Source organism: Algoriphagus sp. (genome assembly GCF_046296635.1).
Classification (GTDB): domain Bacteria; phylum Bacteroidota; class Bacteroidia; order Cytophagales; family Cyclobacteriaceae; genus Algoriphagus.
Genome location: NZ_JBKBKZ010000001.1, coordinates 142322 through 163277, shown reverse-complemented (window position 1 = coordinate 163277; position 20956 = coordinate 142322). Strand labels below are relative to the sequence as shown.

General features: G+C 37.9%; 23 protein-coding genes. 11 read left to right on the top strand and 12 right to left on the bottom strand.

The features are described 5' to 3' along the window. Window positions 1–23 precede the first annotated feature (23 nt). From ACK4HU_RS00725 to ACK4HU_RS00710, 4 genes are all read right to left on the bottom strand, one after another. Window positions 24–452 (bottom strand): hypothetical protein, encoded by a 429-nt coding sequence (locus tag ACK4HU_RS00725; protein ID WP_409802869.1) that lies wholly within the window; start codon window positions 450–452, stop codon window positions 24–26. A gap of 135 nt (window positions 453–587) precedes the next feature. After that, complete coding sequence (locus tag ACK4HU_RS00720; RefSeq protein WP_409802867.1) at window positions 588–1307, bottom strand: LytR/AlgR family response regulator transcription factor; 720 nt, start codon at window positions 1305–1307, stop codon at window positions 588–590. Window position 1308: 1 nt separating this feature from the next. Further along, window positions 1309–2367, bottom strand: coding sequence for a sensor histidine kinase (locus ACK4HU_RS00715; protein ID WP_409802866.1), 1059 nt, complete (start codon window positions 2365–2367; stop codon window positions 1309–1311). Between the two features lie 31 nt (window positions 2368–2398). Then, window positions 2399–3265: a TraB/GumN family protein gene (locus ACK4HU_RS00710; RefSeq protein ID WP_409802864.1), complete on the bottom strand. Its 867-nt coding sequence runs from the start codon at window positions 3263–3265 to the stop codon at window positions 2399–2401. Window positions 3266–3505: 240 nt separating this feature from the next. On the opposite strand from ACK4HU_RS00710, the gene ACK4HU_RS00705 reads away from it, so the two are divergent. Beyond that, a complete protein-coding gene (locus tag ACK4HU_RS00705; protein WP_409802863.1) occupies window positions 3506–4534 on the top strand; it encodes a sugar phosphate isomerase/epimerase family protein in 1029 nt (342 codons plus the stop codon). Window positions 4535–4631: 97 nt separating this feature from the next. Here the strand turns inward: ACK4HU_RS00705 and ACK4HU_RS00700 are convergent, their stop codons facing one another. The 5 genes from ACK4HU_RS00700 to ACK4HU_RS00680 form a co-directional block, all read right to left on the bottom strand. Further along, complete coding sequence (locus tag ACK4HU_RS00700) at window positions 4632–4766, bottom strand: DUF1684 domain-containing protein (protein WP_409802861.1); 135 nt, start codon at window positions 4764–4766, stop codon at window positions 4632–4634. Window positions 4767–4925: 159 nt separating this feature from the next. After that, window positions 4926–5426, bottom strand: coding sequence for a hypothetical protein (locus ACK4HU_RS00695; RefSeq protein ID WP_409802860.1), 501 nt, complete (start codon window positions 5424–5426; stop codon window positions 4926–4928). Between the two features lie 227 nt (window positions 5427–5653). Continuing rightward, on the bottom strand, window positions 5654–7078 hold the full coding sequence (locus tag ACK4HU_RS00690) for a sigma-54-dependent transcriptional regulator (protein ID WP_409802858.1): 1425 nt from the start codon (window positions 7076–7078) through the stop codon (window positions 5654–5656). Further along, window positions 7071–7463, bottom strand: coding sequence for a response regulator (locus ACK4HU_RS00685; protein ID WP_409802856.1), 393 nt, complete (start codon window positions 7461–7463; stop codon window positions 7071–7073). Before ACK4HU_RS00685 ends, ACK4HU_RS00690 begins: the two co-directional genes overlap by 8 nt. 398 nt (window positions 7464–7861) lie before the next feature. Further along, window positions 7862–8014: a lmo0937 family membrane protein gene (locus ACK4HU_RS00680; protein ID WP_409802855.1), complete on the bottom strand. Its 153-nt coding sequence runs from the start codon at window positions 8012–8014 to the stop codon at window positions 7862–7864. A 305-nt stretch (window positions 8015–8319) separates the two neighbouring features. Between ACK4HU_RS00680 and ACK4HU_RS00675 the strand changes: the two genes are divergently transcribed. Further along, complete coding sequence (locus ACK4HU_RS00675) at window positions 8320–9783, top strand: ATP-binding protein (protein ID WP_409802854.1); 1464 nt, start codon at window positions 8320–8322, stop codon at window positions 9781–9783. Here the strand turns inward: ACK4HU_RS00675 and ACK4HU_RS00670 are convergent. Then, window positions 9772–10926: a methionine aminotransferase gene (locus ACK4HU_RS00670; protein WP_409802852.1), complete on the bottom strand. Its 1155-nt coding sequence runs from the start codon at window positions 10924–10926 to the stop codon at window positions 9772–9774. The genes ACK4HU_RS00675 and ACK4HU_RS00670 overlap by 12 nt on opposite strands. Before the next feature lie 127 nt (window positions 10927–11053). Then, window positions 11054–11296: a hypothetical protein gene (locus ACK4HU_RS00665; RefSeq protein WP_409802851.1), complete on the bottom strand. Its 243-nt coding sequence runs from the start codon at window positions 11294–11296 to the stop codon at window positions 11054–11056. A gap of 448 nt (window positions 11297–11744) precedes the next feature. On the opposite strand from ACK4HU_RS00665, the gene ACK4HU_RS00660 reads away from it, so the two are divergent. From ACK4HU_RS00660 to ACK4HU_RS00625, 8 genes are all read left to right on the top strand, one after another. After that, the gene (locus ACK4HU_RS00660) at window positions 11745–12251 is read left to right on the top strand and encodes a YdeI/OmpD-associated family protein (RefSeq protein WP_409802849.1); all 507 of its coding nucleotides are present in this window, start codon (window positions 11745–11747) and stop codon (window positions 12249–12251) included. Window positions 12252–12703: 452 nt separating this feature from the next. Then, window positions 12704–12997 (top strand): hypothetical protein, encoded by a 294-nt coding sequence (locus tag ACK4HU_RS00655; protein WP_409802848.1) that lies wholly within the window; start codon window positions 12704–12706, stop codon window positions 12995–12997. Window positions 12998–13030: 33 nt separating this feature from the next. Beyond that, window positions 13031–13753 carry a LamB/YcsF family protein gene (locus ACK4HU_RS00650; protein ID WP_409802847.1) on the top strand — a complete coding sequence of 241 codons (723 nt, stop codon included), beginning with the start codon at window positions 13031–13033 and terminating at the stop codon, window positions 13751–13753. Window positions 13754–13764: 11 nt separating this feature from the next. After that, window positions 13765–14439, top strand: coding sequence for a 5-oxoprolinase subunit PxpB (pxpB, locus tag ACK4HU_RS00645; protein ID WP_409802845.1), 675 nt, complete (start codon window positions 13765–13767; stop codon window positions 14437–14439). Beyond that, complete coding sequence (locus ACK4HU_RS00640) at window positions 14436–15305, top strand: biotin-dependent carboxyltransferase family protein (RefSeq protein ID WP_409802843.1); 870 nt, start codon at window positions 14436–14438, stop codon at window positions 15303–15305. The genes pxpB and ACK4HU_RS00640 overlap by 4 nt, the downstream gene beginning before the upstream one ends. Window positions 15306–15516: 211 nt before the next feature. Further along, entirely contained in the window at window positions 15517–17031 is a 1515-nt protein-coding gene (locus ACK4HU_RS00635) for a DUF4301 family protein (RefSeq protein WP_409802842.1), read from the top strand. A gap of 117 nt (window positions 17032–17148) precedes the next feature. Continuing rightward, entirely contained in the window at window positions 17149–17382 is a 234-nt protein-coding gene (locus tag ACK4HU_RS00630) for a hypothetical protein (RefSeq protein ID WP_409802840.1), read from the top strand. Beyond that, the gene (locus ACK4HU_RS00625; RefSeq protein WP_409802839.1) at window positions 17367–17663 is read left to right on the top strand and encodes a type II toxin-antitoxin system RelE/ParE family toxin; all 297 of its coding nucleotides are present in this window, start codon (window positions 17367–17369) and stop codon (window positions 17661–17663) included. The genes ACK4HU_RS00630 and ACK4HU_RS00625 overlap by 16 nt, the downstream gene beginning before the upstream one ends. A gap of 52 nt (window positions 17664–17715) precedes the next feature. Here the strand turns inward: ACK4HU_RS00625 and ACK4HU_RS00620 are convergent, their stop codons facing one another. Then, entirely contained in the window at window positions 17716–18630 is a 915-nt protein-coding gene (locus tag ACK4HU_RS00620) for a helix-turn-helix transcriptional regulator (protein ID WP_409802837.1), read from the bottom strand. Window positions 18631–19072: 442 nt separating this feature from the next. Between ACK4HU_RS00620 and ACK4HU_RS00615 the strand changes: the two genes are divergently transcribed. Beyond that, window positions 19073–20656: a hypothetical protein gene (locus tag ACK4HU_RS00615; protein ID WP_409802836.1), complete on the top strand. Its 1584-nt coding sequence runs from the start codon at window positions 19073–19075 to the stop codon at window positions 20654–20656. Window positions 20657–20956 lie beyond the last annotated feature (300 nt).

Here is a 20956-nt window from a genome sequence, read left to right as displayed (position 1 = left end):
TTGAGTTTTGGCCCTATTTAAGCCTAATATTCATAAAGAATTCCTTTCTCAAAATTTTTAAAGTTTAACCAAACTTTGTTGGTTGACACGCCGCGCAAGGCCGAGATATCAAAAGCCAGTTCTTTGGTTATATATGCCTCGCATTCTTCATTGTTTTCAAGTGATAAAACCAAATACCGCTGAGGAGGAAAAGAATATGCCAAAGCTCCAGAATCAATCAGCTTTACTTTCCAACTCTCTCCGCTACATCCACTTGCACTGAATTTAATAATCAAAAAATCTCCGTTTATTTTTATGGATTGAATGACATAATTGTCTGAAAGCGCCGAATTATAGGCTTCAGAGTCGATTAAAACAGCTAAATCCACCAAAGGAAGATTGTCATCTTCAGCACAAGACAATAACTGAAAGCAGATCAAAAAGAGCACCAGATAAAATAGTCTTGTCTTCATAAAATCGTTTTCAAATAAAACGAAACGAAAGTACCTTTCGCTACAAAATCTCGAATTTAAAAAATGTTAGGATTTTGTAGTAAAAAGTGAATAGTTTTAAGACCACTTACCACTGACCACTTACTTCTTACAAGACTAAACCCCCGTGATCTCCCGAAACTTCGCACTCTGTCGCTGACTCAAGTCAATTTTATGTCCAGATTTCATTACAATCAGCAATGTGCTGTTGAAGTAGGGTTCGATTTTGTCAATAAAGTCCAAGTTGAACATATACTGCCTGTTAGCTCTAAAAAATAATTCCTCCGGAAGTTTTTGCTCCAGATAGGTCAAAGATTTGTGCAATAGTGGCTGCTGATTTTCATAGAAGACACGAACATAATTCCCCACACTTTCCAGGAGGAAAATTTTGGAAACAGGCACAAAATGACACTTTTCTCCGTCTTTGATGAAAATCTTCTTATCAGCGCTGAGTCGTTCTTCGGTCAGATTTTCTGAAGATTGGCTTTTAGCTCGAAATCTCTGGATTGCTTCAGCCAATCTTTTAGGATTTAAGGGCTTGAGCAAATAATCCAAGGCATTTACTTCAAAGGCTTTAATCGCAAACTGATCGTAGGCAGTAACGAAAATGACTTCCCGGACTTCTTCCAAACTTTCCAGAAACTCAAACCCATCTTTTCCAGGCATGTTAATATCCAAGAAAATCAGATCAGGTTTAAGTGAATTGCAATCATCGATCGCCTGCTCCACTCGATCCGAAAAACCGACGATCTCCAAATCTTCAAATGGCAAAAGCAGCACTTTCAATTCCTCCAGAGCGAGTAGTTCATCATCGATTAAATAGACACGTTTCTTCATTTTATTCTATAGGATAAGAGATTCTTGCGACAACTTTAGCATCCGGCAAAGCATCTAAGTAAAATGATGCTTTGCCAGAGAACAGGCTTTGAAGTCGCACCTGTAGGTTTTGTAAGCCTATTCCAAGATTAAATGTAGACTTCAATTGGCCCGAATTAATGATTTCCAGCGTCAGAAGATTACCTCGAACTTTGCTGTGAATCCAAATCCCCCCACCTTCTGGAAGTTGCGTAATTCCGTGTTTGATGGCATTTTCCGCTAAAGTTAATACCATCGCTGGTGGAACCTTAAGGTCCAAGGTCTCTTCTTCAAGGGAAATGTGAACATCAAGTCGCTTTCCAAACCGAATCTGTTCAAGTTCCAAATATTTGATCACCTCATTGATTTCTTCATTGAGAGCAATCAACGGTGCTTTTTCATAGTTGAGCGTGAAGCGCAACAATTCAGATAGTTTGATGATGGCATCTCTTGCCTTTTCTTGATCAATCAAAACCAATGCTTTGATACTATTTAATGCATTGAAGAGGAAATGTGGATTCAATTGGTTCTTCAGCAATTCAAGTTCAGCGGATTTGGCCACATTTTCAATAAGAAGCTTCTGCTCGGTAATCTCAGAATTTTGCTTTAGGAGGTGATAGAGGTAATAGATAATGATCCAAACAATGGCATATCTACCCAGATTCATGATTTGTCCAAAGAAAGTAATCCAAAATTCACTTTTCATTAGGGTACTCAAATCATAAATAACATAGGGTAGATATAGAAAAACCACCATTATGGTAGTAATGATCATCACATCAAAAAAAGCCCTAATCCATATTTTGGAAAGGGTTTTTTCGAAGACTTCTTGTTTAATAAAGAGTGTCTTGTAAAAATGTGAAACAATCAAACCCACTGAAGCATACAAGAGGAATTGTCGGAGAAATTCCCACTTGAATTCGCCAGTGATGAAAAACGTGTAATTGATAGTCTCAATGAAAATAATGGAGCTCCAGCCAATAACCTGGAGCAACCAATAGATTTTTGATTTGTTAGGAAAAGTGGGTTTATTCTTAGTCATCCGTTGAAAGGCTTAATTTGCTGCCTTTAGTCTATTTGATTGGTTCTACTGTGTATCCCTCATTCTTTAGAAGTTGTATTACACCTAATTCACCACCTAAATGACCTGCGCCTACAGCTACAAAAACTGATTTGGATTTCATAGCTTCTTCTATAGTTGGAACCCAGGCCTTATTCCGTCCATCCAGCAAAGTGGAGCGATATTCTGACATCATTCCGCTGGAAGTCATTACATTGTCCAGAGCAATGACATCCTCGGCTAAGTAGGCAGAAATCATCGTCTGAAACTCACTTTGGGAGTATTCCTCCGAAAGCATTTTTCCTAGTTCCTGAAATTGTAATTCTTGAGGAATCTCGTCAAATATACCAACCTGGAATTCCACGGTTTCAAGACCAACGATAGGCTTTTTTAAGTCTGTTGCTTTTTCTGTGAAATACGCCTCGTAACTTTCTACTTCCGGACATGGGAGCGCTTTAATCAATACCATTGAACTCAATACAAAAGGCTTCAAAATTCCAAGCTGTTCCAATCCTACACCATAGTTTTTCAAAAGAAATTCATCAAGTGAGGTTGCCAAAGGTGCATCCATTTCATCTTTAATGTTTTTCATTCCGGGATTCATCGATACTTGCTGCATCTTTAGTTGAAGCTGAGGATCACTCATATCAAGCTCCATAATTAAATCCTCAGAGTTTTCAAATGCAGTATTGATGCGCTGATCCATCACAAAGTCAGATTTGCAGATGATATGAATGGTTCCAAAAAGATAAGACTCCTTTTCAAGTCCATTTCCACTTACTTTCCAAAGGAGTGAGCTATCCTGCCCCTGAACACTCCCTACCATCCACATGAAGATCCCAAGGATCAAACTGATTTTTCTGAATAAGTTAGTTTTCATTTTTACGTTGGTTAATTGATGATTTAAAGTAAAAACCAAAAAAATCAAGTTTCGCCTCAAAATCCATCAGTGCAGGAATTTATCGATAAATGAAGATGAAGCCTACAACCCGCATGTCATAATTACTCAAATTAAATTTCTACCAAATAAAGCTTAGAATATCGGCTCGTTTCAAATTCAGGCAGAAATCCAATTAAAAGTCATATTTTGATAAACGACTCAATCAAACCCAATTGAACCATGAAAAACAGAAGAGAATTTCTACAAAAATCAGCTCTTGGTATTGCAGGTCTTGCAGTAGCACCATCCTGGTTACAAGGTGCCCCGGCATTTATCAAATCCCTTAATAAACCAAATTCCGAAATAAATGGAGTTAAGATCGGATGCATCACTTATTCATTTCGATCCATGCCCGATCAAAGTGCTGAGGCCACATTGATGTATGTGGTGGAAAGTGGATTGAGTTCCATCGAGTTGATGGGAGATCCCGCAGAAAGTTTTGCAGGTATGCCCGTTTCTCCGGTCAATCGGGCAAAAATGTTTCAGCTAGGGGGTAAACAACGCCGAGGTGAAGCCTTGACTGAGGACGAAACCAAAGAACTGGCAGATATGCAGGCTCAGGCTCAAGATTACAATAAGACAGTATCAGAATGGAGAGCAAAGGCTGATATGAAAAAGTTCGAGCAGGTTCGCAAAATGTATAAAGATGCAGGTGTGACAATCTATGCCTTCAAACCCAATGCATTTGGACAAAACAATACAGATGCTGACATCGCCTATGGAATGAATGCTGCCAAGGCTTTGGGTGCAAGTCATGTAACGCTGGAGCATCCTTCAGATGACGCACATACTTTAAGACTTGGCAACTTAGGCGAGCAGCATAAAATGGGGGTAGGCTATCACGGACACGAGCAGGAAACATTCACCTTCTGGGATACTGCCCTGACTCAGAGTAAAATGAATGGGTTGAATCTTGATGCAGGACATTATATAGCAGCAGGACATTCTGATTTGATTCCTTTGATCGAAAAACATCACGCCAGAATCTTCAGCATGCACACCAAAGATCGTCAGACTCCAGCCAATGGTAAAGGAAATCTAGTCTGGGGATCCGGCGACACGCCAATTGGAGATATGTTGAATTTGATGCGGAAAAATAAATACAAATTCCCCGCTACCATTGAATTGGAATACCAGATTCCAGAAGGTTCTGATGCTGTCAAAGAAGTGCAGAAATGTGTAGAATTCTGTAGAAAAGCTTTGGCCTAGAAATTCAATAATTCGTTGAAACAGTAATTCTGAAACCAATCAAACTGTTTTACCTATTTTTCAAAAATCTGTTTGCTAGCTTGTTGACAGATTTTTCCTATTTTTTTGTTGAAATTTTTTTCTTTGAGCGGATTGCAACTATCAAGCGATTTTCTTTTGAAGGAATAGGGCAGGTAGCAAAAGCAGGAAATTCACAAGGTGTATTATTTGAAATATTTCGAACCCTTTCCATCTCTCAAAATAAACGCTTTCTTGACCATTGCCGGAGGTTAGGTAATTAAGAATTTTAGTTGGTGTTTGGGTTTTTTCTTTTCATCTAGATTCCATTGAAAAAAAAAGCAAAAAAAAACCGAAGAATATCTTCGGTTCTTTTTACTTTATCACCCTTTTATTAATATTTTGAAAACATATAGAATATCCAACGGCTTTTTTCCAACTCTTTATTAAAGTCTTTGAGCATTGAACCTGACAAGTAATTTTCATTTTTCATGGCCTCTGATCCTTCTTGTGTAGTCGATAAAATCAGACTATCCAAACTTTCAACAACCTCAGAAATACAATTTAATTCTGTAACCTCTTTTAGCTTAGACTCACTAGTTGAATAATTAAGTATACTGCTAAAAAAAGGTAAATATGGAACGCCAAAATAAGAATTAGCGTGGCTTTCCATTTTGACAATGATAGAATCCAGCAAATATTGAAGTTCTGACAATCTTTGAAAAAAGTCAAAGTAATCATCCCCTACATAATTTGTAATAAATATATTTAACTCTTTCCTAAACACTCTGAATTCAGTAAGTAAGGTGGAAAAGGTTGGAATATCTTGATCCTTTCGATGTGCTATCAAATTGGAAGCATGCACCTGTGGATGAAAAGTAGAAATATCTATCATAATAAATCAAATTAGATTTACAGGATATTTCCAAAACCCATGCCGAGGATCATTATTTCAAATCGAATCTCTTTAAGATGAAGAATATTGGCAAATAAGGCTATTATTAACATTTTTCTATTGGTGAACTGCAATATTTTAACTTTTAGAAATTATTAATTTTAATGTTTTTGGGGAAAAATATCCCGATTAGAGTAAATTCAGACTAAGAATCTTCTTAATTAGGATTATAGATCATACTGTTTCATTTTATTGAAAAGTGTTTTACGATCTATACCTAATTGTTGCGCAGCTTTGGTCCGGTTATATTTAACATCTTCCAGAACTTTTCGAAGAATTGCGGCTTCCGCTCCGGCAGCAGCGCTTTTCAAACTTGAAATCGAATTTCCTTTAGGAGCAACTTCATGATGTTCCCCCTCCTCTTCTTCCGAATCTTTAAAATTAAATTTCTTCGCATAAACGACCTCAGGAGGTAAGCCGGATAGACTGATGTTTTTCCCATTTGACAAAAGAATAGCCCGTCTAATGACATTTCTCATTTCTCTCAGATTCCCCGGCCAGTCATAATTCAAAAAAACTTCTATCACCTCAGGATCAAAACCTGTAATATCCTTGTTCAACTCCTCGTTGGCCAATTCCAAGAAATGCATCGAAAAAGCCTCAATATCGTCTTTTCTGTCTCGAAGCGGAGGTACTGTGATACTAAATTCATTAAACCTAAAGAATAGGTCTTCTCTGAATTTACCTTCCTGAACTGATTTGCGCAGGTCTTCATTTGAAGCGACTAAAATTCGCACATCGATAGATTTATCTTTGCCCCCTCCTATTCTTCTGAGTTTTCTTTCTTGAACCAATCGAAGAAGTCCCACTTGAATCTCATAGGAAAGATTTGAAATCTCATCCAAAAAGATAGTTCCTCCATCTGCCAATTCAAACTGTCCTACCTTATCTGAGAAAGCTCCCGTAAAAGATCCTTTCTCATGACCCCAGAGTTCACTACCGGCTAATTCTTTTGTCAAAGCACCACAATCGATCGCTACAAATGGTTTTCCGGCTCTGGCGCTTTGCTCGTGAATTATTTTTGCAATATTTTCTTTTCCAGCTCCACTTTCTCCATAGATTACCACACTCAGATTAGTCGGGGCGACTAATTGAATTTCTTTGTACAGTTTTTTCGATTCTTTACCTACCCCCCTGAGATACTTCTCATTTGAACCATTATTAGAAGTAATTTTGGATTCAGAATTATTTTTCTGCGCTACAAAGTTTACCGAATAGGTATGATCCTTTTTCTTTAAAATCATACAGCGGTCTATAAGCAACAAGATCTCATCTGGAATTAATGGTTTAGTGATGTAATCAAATGCCCCATTTTTAATCACCTCGACGGCAATTTTCACATCACCATATCCGGTGATGATGACTACTTGAGTACTTGGAGAGATTTCCTTCACCTTAGTGAGGATTTCTCTTCCATCCATTTCTCTCAATTTGAAATCGCAGAAAATCAAATCGAAATATGTTTTTTTCACATATTCTAATCCAGTTTTACCCGATATCGTCGTTTGGACGTCGTGTCCTTTTTTAGTAAGAAAACGATCCAACAGCTGGCAAATGTCCAAATTGTCATCAATTATTAGAATGTTAGCCATGGTCTTCTTTGGTTTTATTTGAAGAATTAAATCGAGAATCTATTACCTGATTTAGTTTATGAAGACTAAAGGGTTTACTCAGGAAATCTATTGCACCCGATGCGATAGCTTCTTTACGCTCTTTTAAATGGTCAAATGCACTCATCATGATAACCTTGCAGTCTTCACAGTAAGGTTTTAATTTTCTCAAAGCATCTAGGCCGTTTCCATCTGGAAGATGAATATCCAAAAAAATTAGATCTGGAATTAAAACATCCATAATCTTCTCCTCTTCCTCAATCGATCCAGCCAAATGAACTATAAATCCTTTCTTTCCTAAGTGTCGAAAAAATAAATTCCGAATCTCAACCTCATCATCTACTACTAGGATCACACGCTTTTTCATCTTGGAAATTTGTGGATGCGTTTTAATTTTATCAACACAATCCTATGTTAGATCATCCCCGTTTTGAGAACAAAAGTTTTAAGAAAAAGGTGTAACCTAAGATCACACCTTTTTAAATTACCCAAACCACTTACTTTATTTACTTGTATTCATTATTAATTAGATTACTAAAAAAGACATCCCAAATCCAACAATAGCTATATATGAGATTTAAAATCATAAAATCATCATTAAATGCATGCGTTAGAATTTCAGGATAACATTTTTAAAAATGCCTAAATTTAGAAATGCATTTACGATATCCGAAATGGAGCCTTTTGAGTTTTCGCTTCTTCCTATATTGTAAAGGCGGTTTAGCTTTCAAATTAAGGTTTGGAAAAAGCCGATAATTCAATAGTCTATAAAGATCTTCCTCCGATTACCTTAAATAATATTGCAATTATTGCAATGACCAATAATACGTGGATAATACCTGTAGCACTGTAGGCAAATACACCGATCAACCAGCCAATAACTAGAATCACAGCAATGATGTACAAAAGATTGTTCATTTTTTTTAGATTAAGTAGATAGATTATTTAGCTCTCAGTACCCAATCTTTGTGCCTCATTATCCAAAATCCTATTTCTAGGTCTCTACACTGTTTTGACAAAAAATTACACCATTTAAGCCAATTTTTCCTCAAATTGGAATGAAAAACAGGGAAAAAAAATGCCCAAATCGGGATAATTGCAATTTTAAATTATTACTGCCACCTTACAGCACTATTCCATATTTTATCATTGACTGATTAGTAACGAATTTTATGGATTATACACATTCAAGTTTTTCCTAAAATTTTAATTATACTTTAGTCATGGTTGAAAAAGAAGTCATTAGAATACTATATGTAGACGATGATCAAGAGGAACAGAAGCTGGTAACTTCTATATTAAAGACTGCCCGAAAAAACAAATACGTACTTGAGACGGCTGAGACCATTGATGATGCACTTCTCAAATTAAAGGACTCCTATACGGTCTTTCTTGTAGGCTATAATCCGGGAAAAGACGAACAGCTCAATTTGATTAAGGAAATCAAAGCGTTGAGAAAACATGCCCCATTGATCATGCTCTCGGGGATAGATGCCGAATTTTTAGATACAGATGCATTGCAGCTCGGTGTTGCGGATTTTTTGATTCGTGGTCAGTATGATGGGACCACACTGGAAAGGAGACTTCAATATGCCATAAGAGATTCCAAACTCATGGAAACTTTGGAGCAGACCAGTAAAAAATTTCGGTTAATCTTCGAAAAAGCCGCTGATCCTTTTATTCTTATGGATAGTCAAAGTAAGATTTTAGAAGCCAATCCCATGTTTATTTCCAAGTTTGGTTTAAATCCATACACACAGCCAAAAGGGAAAGATCTTCTATTCTTTGATATGCTTTTGGATATTGAATCCAAAGAGAAACTTGTTAATGATTTAGCAAAAAAGATCGAATCCTTCGAATTTGAATCCAGTTGCAATATTGAAGAAGGAACTATAATCAGTACACAAGTCAGTATAATCTTGCAGGAAGAAAATCAGTACCAAGTACTAATTAAAGATGTAAGTTCCCTGAAGGCACGGGAGGAGGAGGAGTTGAATTTGAAAAAATTCTCTTCTACTGGCAGGATCGCAAGACTTCTGGCCCATGAAGTCAAAAACCCACTTACAACAATAGTTCTTTCTGCAGATCAATTAAATTTAGAGCTTTCGAAGGAAATCTTAATGGCAAGTGGAGATCTGATAGAGGTGATCAAAAGGAATTGTGATAGAATCAATCACCTCGTTTCACAACTTTTGGAAAGTACCAGATTTTCGGATTTACAACTTAAAAATATCTCAATCGAAAAGATTTTGGACAGTTCCTTAGAGGAAGTCAATGATCGTTTGGAATTACAGGGAATCAAAATAACTAAAAAGTACAAAAAGGAACGTGCTAAACTACCCCTGGATGCCGAAAAGATAAAAATTGCTTTTGTGAATTTGTTTGTAAATGCAATAGAAGCTATGAAAGAGAAAGGCGGAGAACTTACCTTAAAAACAATTTTGAGAGGCAATCAATGTCAAATTGAAATTTGTGACAATGGAATTGGCATCGAAAAAGAAAATCTGGAACGGATATTTGAACCCTTTTTTACTCAAAAGGCCGGAGGTTCAGGGCTTGGGTTGACAAATACCCAAAATATCATTTTTAGCCATGGAGGTACCATCCGAGCTAAATCTGAGGTTGGCAAAGGAACCTGTTTCATGGTTAGACTTAACCTGGTTGATGAGGAAACCTCAAAGAACTAATGACAGGTTTTTCAATCTTTCAAGGGCTTCCAGTAATACTTGATCTTCTTTAGCAAAGCAAAATCGAATAATCTTATCATCCTTCTTATCTGAATAAAAAACAGAAATTGGGATACAGGCAACTTTAAGTTTTTTGGTCATCTCCTTAGCAAGTTCTTGATCTGAGATCTGAGAGAGATGGGAATAGGAAGCCATCTGGAAAAAACTTCCTTGACTTGGAATTATGTTCAAACCTGTTTCGGCGAGTCCCCTTGCAAAAAGATCTCGCTTTCTTTGATAAAAAGCCGAAATCGAAAGGTATCGATCCGGCACTTGGAGGTAGTCTGCCAAGGCAAATTGAATTGGGGTCACTGTGCTGAATGTGACATATTGGTGGATCTTTCGAAATTCATCCGTTAGGTTTTTCGGGGCGATGCAATACCCTATTTTCCAGCCTGTCACATGAAAGGTTTTACCAAATGATCCGCAAACGAATGTTTTAGCGCGCAATTCCAAATGAGCTCCAAGCGAAAAGTGTTTTTCTCCATCAAACGTAATATGCTCATATACCTCATCACTGATTACATAGATTTCCCGATCTCGAATTAAATTTGCTAGGGCTTCCAGATCACTTTCCTTCCAAACAAAACCACTTGGGTTATGAGGGGAATTGACCATAATCGCGCGCGTTTTGGATGTTATAGCGGCTTGTACTCTCTCCCAGTCAACAGAAAAATCAATCGAATTAAGTGGCAAATAGATCGGAACGCCCCCATTTAAGGTGATTGCAGGTTCATAACTATCATAAGCAGGTTCTAATACAATTACTTCATCACCTTGTCGGACAACAGCGGAAACAGCAGAAAAAATAGCCTCAGTAGCACCGGAGACAATCGTCACCTCATCTGCTAAATCCGGCAAATATCCTTGAGTCAATCTTGTTTTTTCAGCAAGAGCCTGTCTCAGTTCAGGAATTCCCGACATGGGTGCATACTGATTGTAACCCTCCCGTGCATACTTTCCAACTAATTCCAACAAAACTGGATCTGCCCCAAATCCCGGGAAACCTTGGGACAAATTGAGTGCTCCTTCTTCAGAAGCCAGTTGGGACATAATCGTGAAGATTGTTGTCCCGATATGAGGCAATTTAGAGTAGAAAGTCATGATGAAATATAGAGTTGAGTTCTTTCAAAAAACCAGCTTTCAAGAAAACAATTTTTGACCAAATACCCGAAAAAACAAAAAAGCCGCAAATCTCATTGCGGCTTTTTCAATAATCGTGGAATTGAAATTAATTCAACTCGGGAGTTGATTTAGCAAGAGTCTTTTTACCCTTCTCAATTCCTTCAATTCCTACTTCCTTCAATTTTTTACCAATCTGCTCGCTGGTTTTCTGAAGGTCGCTTAATACTTTCATCATTTTGTCCTTTTGAGGACCTAGTTTTTCTCTGTTTTGATAAATATAGTATCCTGCAAAAACTCCGGAAACTAATCCTCCTATCCAAAGGGCCATTGATAATTTTGAATTTTTCATTGTTGTAGTGTTTAGTGGTTAACTAAATGAATAAAATATGAAATTTATTATTCCCCTGCATTTTATATTCACAAGAGAAAAAGCTTTCGTCCGATTTGATTCACGTATCCCAATCGTTTTTGTTTTCTTTTTCCAAGATTTTATTGGACTAATAAACCGATTTGAGAATTTCAAAAGAATTCTGATTTCAAGCTAAAGTGTATTCTTTCAAAGCTTGTGCCTACTGAATGAAAACCGAAAAAAAGTGTTTTAATTACCCTCAAATAGGCTTTCTTTTTTAATCTTGAGGTATATAAAATTTCAATACTGTTGAATTATGTACCAATGAATCCCCAAAATGAGTATTTCTTTTGAACACATTCATTTTTTGAAGAAATCTTGGCTTCATTTACTTTGACTGAGGATTTCAACTTTAATTTAAATTTACAATTTCTGAGGTGAAAAATTTATGGAGTTTTTAGGCAAATTGGACAAATTCGATTTCAACCATTGGCATTTTCATATACCGGTTCCTTTGGAAATCGCAGATCAAATGATGGATGAGCGACATCGAAGGGTACTGATTTGGATCAAGGATTCAGGACCATATCACATGGCTTTGATGAAATCCAAAGAGTATTGGTATGTCTTGGTTAATCAGGAGTTGAGGAAAAAACTGGAACTTGATGAGGAGAATCAATTTCCAGTCAAAATATCCAGAGATCAAAGTGAATTTGGTCATGATGTACCTGAGGAGTTACAAGTGCTATTGGATCAGGATGAAGAGGGAAACTACCATTTTCGTAAGTTGACACCAGGTAAACAAAGAAGTCTAATCTACCTAGTCACCACCGTGAAAAATCCTGAATCAAGAATGAAAAAATCTCTGGCAATCATTCATCACCTTAAACTTGCAAAGGGAAAGTTAGACTTCAAACAGCTGAATGAATGGATTAAGTATTACAATAATCTTTAAGGCCTTCTCTTGGTTTCTTTTGATCTTACCCAGTCCCAAAAGTTAGAATTTGCAAAGGAGGAATAACCAATATACAACACTACATTCCAAAGAAGCAATCTGATTACTATTCTATTCATCAGCTTTGTAATACTTCAGCAATCTTTTCAAAGAAGCATCTCAGGTATCAGCTTACCATCCCCCCAGATTCGTCAGAGGCATCCCTCGGTGATAAGGAAAACTTAAGCAAGTTGAAAGTGGAAGGATTTGAGAAAAGAATTAAATTCGAACATTCTCATTACAAAAAACTCAATAATCAAATCGGAATTGGAAACAACAATCTCCCAAATCACGTCCTTTGTGGTAAACTGATTAAATCATGAAATCGAGCATGACCCAAAGCGACGCACAGAGGTATGGTTATAATTCATGCGAAGATTCCATGTGGCCTTTAAAAATCAAATTATAACCACATGAAAAGAATCTATTCTCTATCTATTCTCATAGTATTGTCGGTGATCACATATGCTTGTAGCATTTCAGACAATAGCGACCCACTCGATGTCTATCGAGAAATTGCCTATAATGCCTTATCCTCTAATGTCAAAGCCACAGTAGTCGGTGACTGGAGAAGAGCGGAAGTCACCGCTTGGGTTGATGGAAATTACTTAGTTATTTTTGAAACTAGTGACCAGATTTTGGGACCGGTCAGAGTAGTTGTTGATCCAGACAGAGGTATTTGGCTTGAAATCCTGCCGCGGCCGTAATTGTACAAAGTATTTTTAGGCTTAAAATATTCGATGCCAAAAACCCATTATACCATCAATTGTGATCTGGGGGAAGGAATATCCGGTGAGGAGTTTATTCTCCCATTTATTGATGTAGCAAGTGTCGCATGTGGTGGACATTTTGGAAATCAAGAATCAATAAGAAATACCTTGGCTTTAGTCAAAAAATTTAGAAAGAAAGCAGGAGCTCACCCTTCCTACCCCGACCAAGAAAATTTTGGAAGGAAATCTTTACCAATTGAGCCACAGAAATTAATTGAAAGTCTTGAAGATCAGATAAAGCTTTTTCTCAAGGTTTCTGAAGAGGAAAAATTTCCGATTGATCATATCAAATTTCATGGTGCATTATATAATGATGCAGCAGAAAATGTGATGATAGCTTCACTTCTGGTAAATTTCTTAAAATTAGAATTTGGAAAGATTCCACTTTTTGTTCCTCCCCATTCTGAAATTGAAAAAGCAGCGATCAAAGTGGGGCTTCCCATCAGGCTGGAAATATTTGGTGATCGAGCCTACACTGAAAATTATAAATTAGTCAGCCGATCTGTCGAAAATTCGCTTTTCAATCAAAAAAATCAGGTAATTTCTCATTTGGAATCTATAATGAATCAAGGGAACATAAAGTTAATTAGCGGTGAATTCATTCCGATTCATGCCGAGACGATTTGTTTTCATGGGGACAACCCGGGAATAGTGGAAATTTTACCTTTTGTCCGAGACCGATTTTGGAACTAAGGGCGGAATATATGGTCATTAGTCCTGTCTTGGGAGAAATTAAATGGGAGAGTGTTCCGGATGACTTTTTATTAGCAATACAACTGGGATGGCTTGATTTTCTCGAAAAGGAATGGAAAGAACATTTCTTCGAAGCTAGGCAAGGATTTACTGCTTTGAGTATTTCTTGGAAATCTGCACAATCGCAAGCATCATTTCAGAAGCAATTCCAAAAAATCAAGATTAAACCTAAAAATCTTTCCTCCCAAATCTGGGAAATCCCCGTTTGCTATGATCCGGATTATGGGTACGATCTTGGCGCAGTTGCACTTGCACATAGGATTACAGTAAATGAACTGATAAACCTCCATTCTTCAGTGACCTATAGACTTCACTTCTTTGGGTTTCTTCCCGGATTTCCATATTTGAACGGTCTCCCCGAAAGACTACATACTCCTCGCAAATCAGTTCCAGATAGGACGGTAGATGCCGGATCGGTGGCCATTGGAGGGAGACAAACAGGGATTTACACCCAAGAAAGTCCCGGGGGCTGGCATGTGATAGGTAGAAGCCCTATCGTGCTGTTTGATGTGAATAAGAATCCGCCGGTATTTGCATCGCCTGGAGATCGCTTGAAATTTGAGCCCATAAATATCTATGAAATGGAAAAAATGCTGATTTCCCCTCCTTTTCCCAGAAAGCGATGAGTAAGGAAATGGCAATCGCAACTGTTTTGAAAACAAGTCCAGGTTCATCTATTCAGGATTTGGGAAGATCAGGGCAAGCTAAATTTGGTATTCCAGTCTCGGGAGCAATGGATCTGAAATCATTCGCTTGGGTCAACCATATCCTTCAAAATGACTTAAATAATGCCGTTTTGGAGATTTCGCAACCTGGATTTCATCTTCAATTTGATTTACCTACCAGTATTGCAATAGCAGGTGCTCAAGCTCTCATTCGATTGAATGGTGAGGAACTAGAAGGAACAAACTTCATCTCCATCAAACCTCAGGATGTATTAGAGATTGGAGCTTTTCTCACTGGATCGAGACTTTACATGGGAGTCCGATATGGATTTAAAACTCCAAAAATTCTTAACTCCAGAAGTTTTTACCAAGGTCTGACTCAAGAGTCACATCTTTCGAAAGGTGAGAAAATCCAGTATTTCACCGATTCGCAAGCTGCCCCAATTCTAAATGCAAAAGCTAAATGGTCCTCGGATTGGTACCAAGGTGAAGAAATCCAAGCTTATCCTGGCCCTGATTTTTATTTACTTAAAGAACAGCAAAGAGAAAGACTTTTTTCTGAATCCTTTCAAATTTCTCAGCTTTCAAATAGAATGGGGCTACAGCTCTTGGAATTATTGGACAATAAACTTCCAGAACTTCCGACCAATCCTGTTTTTCCCGGCACAGTTCAAATCACCTCAGGAGGAAAAATTTTAATTCTTTTAAAAGATGCTCAAGTCACAGGAGGCTATCCAAGAATCCTGCAGCTCGACGAGGAAAGTCAAAGTATTTTAGCGCAAAAAAGACCGGGGAATAAAATTCGGTTAAAGCTCAAAAAGCCCTGAAATTAAACTTTTTTGAATATTTTGAAAATCTTGGAAAATTCAAAAACTCGTAACGAATCACTAAATCAAAAGGCTAAAAAATTGAAAAATTGTGGTTTTTAAATCCCCTTCCAATTTTATTCAATTTTTTTAATAAAAATGCCCAGTTGAATTTGAGCAAAGCGAAGAAGCCTGCTATCTTACATTTACAACTTTTATAACCCCAAAAATCATGGATAAAGGCCTCAAAAGTAAAATATTGGCCCAGGGCATGAACCCTGACACCGTCGATCAGCAAATTGGAAACTTTAAGAATGGATTTCCCTTTCTGAAAATCACCGCTCCAGCAACTCCGGGTGACGGAATCATAGTGCTCACAGAAAAAGAATTAGCACATTTCACTAAAACGTACCCAGAAAAAGCTTCCAAAATTGATGTAGTGAAGTTTGTCCCGGCTTCCGGAGCCGCTTCCCGAATGTTCAAAGATTTATTCTCATTTCTGGAAGGCGACGGAGATATCTCAAAAAGTGGATTTGTCCAGAAATTTATTTCTAATCTCACCAAATTCGCCTTCAACGCAGATTTGGATGAATCGCTAAAATCAAAAGGAACAAGCATTCAAGCTTGTCTGGATTCTGGAGATGCTAAGAAAATCGTAAACGAACTACTCTCAGAGGATGGACTGGGTTATGGAAGTCTGCCAAAAGGTCTTTTAAGATTCCATGCCTATTCTTCAGAAAACAGAACTCCAGCTAAGGAACATCTAGTAGAAGGTGTGCAGTATGGAATTGGAAAAGGGAATACGGTTAAAATCCATTTTACCGTGTCACCCGAGCACGAGGAAAAATTCAAAGCTGAAATCAATAAAGTTCTTCCTGACCTAAAGTCAACCAGTGGTCTTGAGTTTGAGGTGACTTACTCGACGCAGAAAAAAGCCACTGACACAATTGCTGTCACAATGGAAAATGATCCATTCGAAGAAGAAGACGAAAGTCTTTTATTCCGACCTGCTGGCCATGGCGCATTGCTGGAAAATCTAAACGACATCAAGGCGGATCTGATTTTCATCAAGAATATCGACAATGTCGTACCGGATCGACTCAAAGAACCGACCAAAAAATACAAAATGGCGATCGCAGGATTGCTTTTGGAAGTTCAGGAAAAAGTATTTGAAGCCTTGAAAGGTTTGGATTCCGCCATCGACAAAGACAGTGTCGCATTTGCTGCCGAAGTGTATTCCAATTCTCTGGGAGGTAAAATCCCGGCTACAGTTGCCACAGCCCCAGTTCAAGAACTTGGCGGCTTTTTGAAAGCAAAACTCAACCGTCCTATCCGAGTTTGTGGTATGGTAAGAAATACCGGCGAACCAGGAGGTGGGCCTTTTTGGATTGAGGAAAAGGATGGATCTCTATCGCTTCAAATCCTCGAAACAGCTCAGATTGATTTGTCTGACCCGAATTCAAAAACTCATTTCAGTGCTTCTACACACTTCAATCCTGTGGATCTAGTCTGCGGTACCAAAGATTACAGGGGTAATTCCTTTGACCTTTTGAAATTTCGAGACATGCAAACTGGTTTCATCACTGAGAAGTCCAAGAATGGACGCGATCTAAAAGCGCTGGAACTTCCCGGACTTTGGAATGGGGCTATGGCAGGCTGGAATACGCTGTTTGTAGAAGTTCCTTTGATCACTTTCAATCCGGTGAAGACTGTGAATGATCTGCTCAGAGACGAGCATCAGGGATAGATCCTAGATACAAGATACAAGAATCAAGACAATCTTTATTCTTGTATCTTGATTCTTTTCCCTAGAATTTGGAATATTTACTTAATACACTTGGTGGAAATTAATCGTAAAAAGAGTATGGAATTGACCACGCTAAAAATGAAGATTATTGAGGAAATCAACTCTTCAAAAAATATGGATCTTCTTACTGAAGTATTGAATTTACTTCAAGTTGATTCTGATGAAACATTAATTTCTTTTTCCGAGATAGGAAAAGAATTTATAAATGAGGGTTTGAATGACTTAAAGGAAGGAAAAACTCATACGTACGAACAAGCCAATCGGATATTTCAGGAATGGAAAAAGAAATAATCTGGACAGACAAGGCGCTTGAGGACAGATTTGAGATTTATACTTATTGGGCTAATCACAACAAGTCCTATACTTTTAGCGAAAAGCTTGATCAAAAAATTCAGAGCTCAATTCAACTTTTGTGCAAATTCCCAACACTTGGAAAGAAAAGTGATTTTTTTGGGGTAAGAATGAAGGTTCTCACTCATGTTTCTATTTTTTATAATGATCGAGAAAATCAAATCATAGTTCTTAGAATTTGGGATAATAGAAAAAACCCAGATAAACTTTTACTTTTCTAGATATCAAAAAATCTTGTTTCTTGCTTCTAGCATCTTGCTTCTAACTCACTTTTCAAAAAACTCCCTTCGCCATCTGCTCCTTCAAATACGCCTTCATCTCCTCACCCGCCTCGAGCTTCACTTCACCGGGAAGACTTAAAATGAACCGCGCCAAACCTGGTAATTGAGCAACTTCGCCAGTGAAATAATATTGGTTTCGGTTCTTTATTGACATATAGGGACGTGCATTGGGATACTCCTCCCCCATCAAATGGAAGGCTTTTTTACTCAACTTCAGTTTAACAGGAAACTTCTTTTTACCTGAATAACCAAATAAGGCCTGCTCAGGAAGTTCGTGTTTGGATTCATATTTCCAGCTTCCTGAACCGATTACAACCTCGCCAATGCGCTCAACTTTAAATACTTTCATACTCTTACTTTCGAGTTCGAAAGCATGAATAGTTTCATAATCTGTGGAGAAACCAACAGGTTCGACCAATCGATCAGATACCGTATCACTACTGAGTGAATAGTAATCTTTAAGCCAGATTTGCTTTTTCCCAGAAATGCCCTGACCAATCAGATCTACGAATCGGCCCATATTGGCCTTGAAAAGCTGCTCTGTACCTTGCTTTACTTCAGATTTCAATTGGAGTTTTTGGAGCAATGAATCACGTAATAAGTTCGACTTACCCTGACTTTCGATAAGGCTCTTTAGCCATAGATTCTCTTCCTGCGAAAAGCTCCCAAAAGTCGAAGTGGAAGGTAAATATTCAGGCCGCTCATTGATTTTGTATTTGTTAAACTCCTTGATTACCACGAAACCCAATGCTTCCAAAAGCTTGAAATAACGGTAAATCGTGCGTTCATCTGTTTCCAAAAGTTCGGCAAGTCGGTGAACGGGCTTTCCGATATTTCCCTGTAAAAGGTTGATCAATTTGAAAACGCGAAGGATTTTCTGCTGTTCGATTTGTCCTGATTGGGCCATAGCTTTTGACGATTAGTGTCTAAATGTAAGTAAATACACTAGAATTTAACCAACCTCTGACGCATATTGTCAGTAAATTTTCTAATTAACAGGGCTTGAAATACGATGGAAATATGATTGAAATACAGTTGAAATACAATTGAAATACAGTTGAAATAAACCCTCCTTCGTCGGGTGAAATACAAGCTTGGTTCAAGACAAGGTTGGTTCAAAACTTCAGTCTTGGACCAGAAATAATGCAGTCTCTTAGCTGATTTAGTTTTAATTTTTGATTAAACAGCAGTCTGAAGACTGCATTTAGCTAAGCACAAGTCTGAAGACCTTGCGCTATTTGCGCTTTTGTCCACAATATTTCACAAGTGTTTTTCGCGAAGCATTTTTCAATTTGTATTTCGCATAGCTTATTTCTATTGTATCCCCTTTTCTTCTCTATTTTTACAAAATGTCCGTCAGAGAATATTTTAAGGTTCATCCGAAGAGAGCAGCATCATTTTTTGGGATCACTTTCCTTTCCCTCTATTGGCTCTTCGCATTTGATGGAATCACCTTCTCGGATGATGTTTATTACCTGCTTGCTGGCAAAAAATTCTGGGAAGGGTCAATGGAATTTAACGACTACCACTTTTCCACCCGTTGGGGTGCTTATGTTCCATCAGGTTTGGTTGGCTTTCTTTTTGGGTTTGACCCACATCGGATTTCACTGATTTCATTGATCAGTTATATCGGGACTTTGGGCATGCTTTTAAAGGTTTTACCCAAAGAATTCAATCCTTGGGTGTTAGTCATTTGGTTTTCTATTCAAGTCTATTTCCTGCACTTTTTGACCAAAGTTTATCCTGATTCTCTGCTAGTCTTCTGGACGGTTTTGGTTCCGTTCTCGGCTATCTACCGAAGTCAAAAACCCTATCTCGCAGCTTTGGGGGTGATTTCAGGTTTGTTTTTTGGATTTATCACCAAGGAAACCATCATCTTTCTCGCACCACTTCCCATCCTACTTTTTGTTTTTGATTGGAAAAAAGGAAACCGGAATCTCGCATTCTATTACACCTTGGTTGGTTTGGGCCTAGCCTTTGGTGCAATTTATCTGGGGTATTTCTGGATCAAATTCGGAAGTCCTTTTTACCGATTTGAATCGATTCAGGATGGACATTACATCTCCGAATTTACCTATGCAGACAAGAGTGCATGGGTGATGCTGCAGCGATTGACCGTTCTTCCAATCATCACCTTTGTGGAGCGTTCCTACTGGCTTTGGATTGTGTTTGCAATTCCTGGTTTGCACAGAATCTGGCGCAAAACCTCCAGTCCTGGAATCGAGTTTGGCTTGGCCTTTTTGAGTATGCTTGGTCTATTTTGGTTTATGAGCACCAATTTTCGCTTTTACAATCCGCTGTATCTTAATCCTCGTCACCTAATTATTATGGTGCCGATTTTGGCCTTTTTAATTGCCACAGGTTGGGAAGAATGGAGGGGAGATCTGAAATTAAAACTCACAATAATTGGCCTAATTCTACTTGGAGTCGCAATTAGTTTGATCCAACAAGACTGGAAAATTGCTGCTTTTCAGGCTTTCGCAATTGTCATCATCTATGTGTTTCATGGCGAAAAATTAGTTTGGACTATTGGCATTTATCTCTTGATTCCAGCACTAATAGCCATTAGTTATCAGCAAAAAATAAAGGGATACAATCTTTTAATTCAAACTTTATCCCAAGAAACTTCAAACGCCGATAATCAATCACTTATACTTACAAATAACTTCATTGATTTCAGCAAAGAAGTACTTTTTTCAGAGAATCAATCTGCCCGAGATTTGCTTTTTCCAATCGAAAAACTTGATTCTCTTAAGCTAAATCCCCCGCAAAATTTCAGGGTATTGATTTATGATTATTACAAGCACAGCTATCCAAAAGAACAAGTGGATGTCGATGCGCTTGAGCTTTGGCTCAAGGATCAAAAACTCCTCATTGAAAATCGTGAGGGTCTGATTTGGATTCGAAATTTCGAGTTCGAAAAAAATAAGTAATGCAGACCTCAGTTAATTATTTATATGTATATCGGCAATTCTGCCAGTAGCAAAATTTTATAAAGTTACACCTCGACTTCGCTTGGTGTCCGTTGATTTTGTTTTTAGCGGAGGGGAGGAATAAGCGGCTGCGCCGCGTATTACACCCCACCCCTTTCAAACAGAAAAACCGTGGCCGAGCCGAGTAGAGGGCCATTTGTTAGACAAGCAAAAAAGCGGATAATCACAATTATTTATATGGATTTCCGCTTTTTTACCATTAGCCCTCTTACATATTGTTTGAAGTTCATAAGAACGTGC

What these genes read in the sequence shown, in the direction of transcription:
- ACK4HU_RS00655 (WP_409802848.1), top strand. Translation starts at nt 12,704, where the DNA reads ATGAAAAGAATCTATTCTCTATCTATTCTCATAGTATTGTCGGTGATC.
- ACK4HU_RS00675 (WP_409802854.1), top strand. Translation starts at nt 8,320, where the DNA reads ATGGTTGAAAAAGAAGTCATTAGAATACTATATGTAGACGATGATCAA.
- ACK4HU_RS00710 (WP_409802864.1), bottom strand. Translation starts at nt 3,265, where the DNA reads ATGAAAACTAACTTATTCAGAAAAATCAGTTTGATCCTTGGGATCTTC.
- ACK4HU_RS00640 (WP_409802843.1), top strand. Translation starts at nt 14,436, where the DNA reads ATGAGTAAGGAAATGGCAATCGCAACTGTTTTGAAAACAAGTCCAGGT.
- ACK4HU_RS00625 (WP_409802839.1), top strand. Translation starts at nt 17,367, where the DNA reads ATGGAAAAAGAAATAATCTGGACAGACAAGGCGCTTGAGGACAGATTT.
- ACK4HU_RS00650 (WP_409802847.1), top strand. Translation starts at nt 13,031, where the DNA reads ATGCCAAAAACCCATTATACCATCAATTGTGATCTGGGGGAAGGAATA.
- ACK4HU_RS00700 (WP_409802861.1), bottom strand. Translation starts at nt 4,766, where the DNA reads ATGGAAAGGGTTCGAAATATTTCAAATAATACACCTTGTGAATTTCCT.
- ACK4HU_RS00635 (WP_409802842.1), top strand. Translation starts at nt 15,517, where the DNA reads ATGGATAAAGGCCTCAAAAGTAAAATATTGGCCCAGGGCATGAACCCT.
- ACK4HU_RS00615 (WP_409802836.1), top strand. Translation starts at nt 19,073, where the DNA reads ATGTCCGTCAGAGAATATTTTAAGGTTCATCCGAAGAGAGCAGCATCA.
- ACK4HU_RS00725 (WP_409802869.1), bottom strand. Translation starts at nt 452, where the DNA reads ATGAAGACAAGACTATTTTATCTGGTGCTCTTTTTGATCTGCTTTCAG.
- ACK4HU_RS00620 (WP_409802837.1), bottom strand. Translation starts at nt 18,630, where the DNA reads ATGGCCCAATCAGGACAAATCGAACAGCAGAAAATCCTTCGCGTTTTC.
- ACK4HU_RS00705 (WP_409802863.1), top strand. Translation starts at nt 3,506, where the DNA reads ATGAAAAACAGAAGAGAATTTCTACAAAAATCAGCTCTTGGTATTGCA.
- ACK4HU_RS00665 (WP_409802851.1), bottom strand. Translation starts at nt 11,296, where the DNA reads ATGAAAAATTCAAAATTATCAATGGCCCTTTGGATAGGAGGATTAGTT.
- ACK4HU_RS00670 (WP_409802852.1), bottom strand. Translation starts at nt 10,926, where the DNA reads ATGACTTTCTACTCTAAATTGCCTCATATCGGGACAACAATCTTCACG.
- ACK4HU_RS00685 (WP_409802856.1), bottom strand. Translation starts at nt 7,463, where the DNA reads ATGAAAAAGCGTGTGATCCTAGTAGTAGATGATGAGGTTGAGATTCGG.
- pxpB (WP_409802845.1), top strand. Translation starts at nt 13,765, where the DNA reads ATGGTCATTAGTCCTGTCTTGGGAGAAATTAAATGGGAGAGTGTTCCG.
- ACK4HU_RS00630 (WP_409802840.1), top strand. Translation starts at nt 17,149, where the DNA reads ATGGAATTGACCACGCTAAAAATGAAGATTATTGAGGAAATCAACTCT.
- ACK4HU_RS00660 (WP_409802849.1), top strand. Translation starts at nt 11,745, where the DNA reads ATGGAGTTTTTAGGCAAATTGGACAAATTCGATTTCAACCATTGGCAT.
- ACK4HU_RS00680 (WP_409802855.1), bottom strand. Translation starts at nt 8,014, where the DNA reads ATGAACAATCTTTTGTACATCATTGCTGTGATTCTAGTTATTGGCTGG.
- ACK4HU_RS00715 (WP_409802866.1), bottom strand. Translation starts at nt 2,367, where the DNA reads ATGACTAAGAATAAACCCACTTTTCCTAACAAATCAAAAATCTATTGG.
- ACK4HU_RS00690 (WP_409802858.1), bottom strand. Translation starts at nt 7,078, where the DNA reads ATGGCTAACATTCTAATAATTGATGACAATTTGGACATTTGCCAGCTG.
- ACK4HU_RS00695 (WP_409802860.1), bottom strand. Translation starts at nt 5,426, where the DNA reads ATGATAGATATTTCTACTTTTCATCCACAGGTGCATGCTTCCAATTTG.
- ACK4HU_RS00720 (WP_409802867.1), bottom strand. Translation starts at nt 1,307, where the DNA reads ATGAAGAAACGTGTCTATTTAATCGATGATGAACTACTCGCTCTGGAG.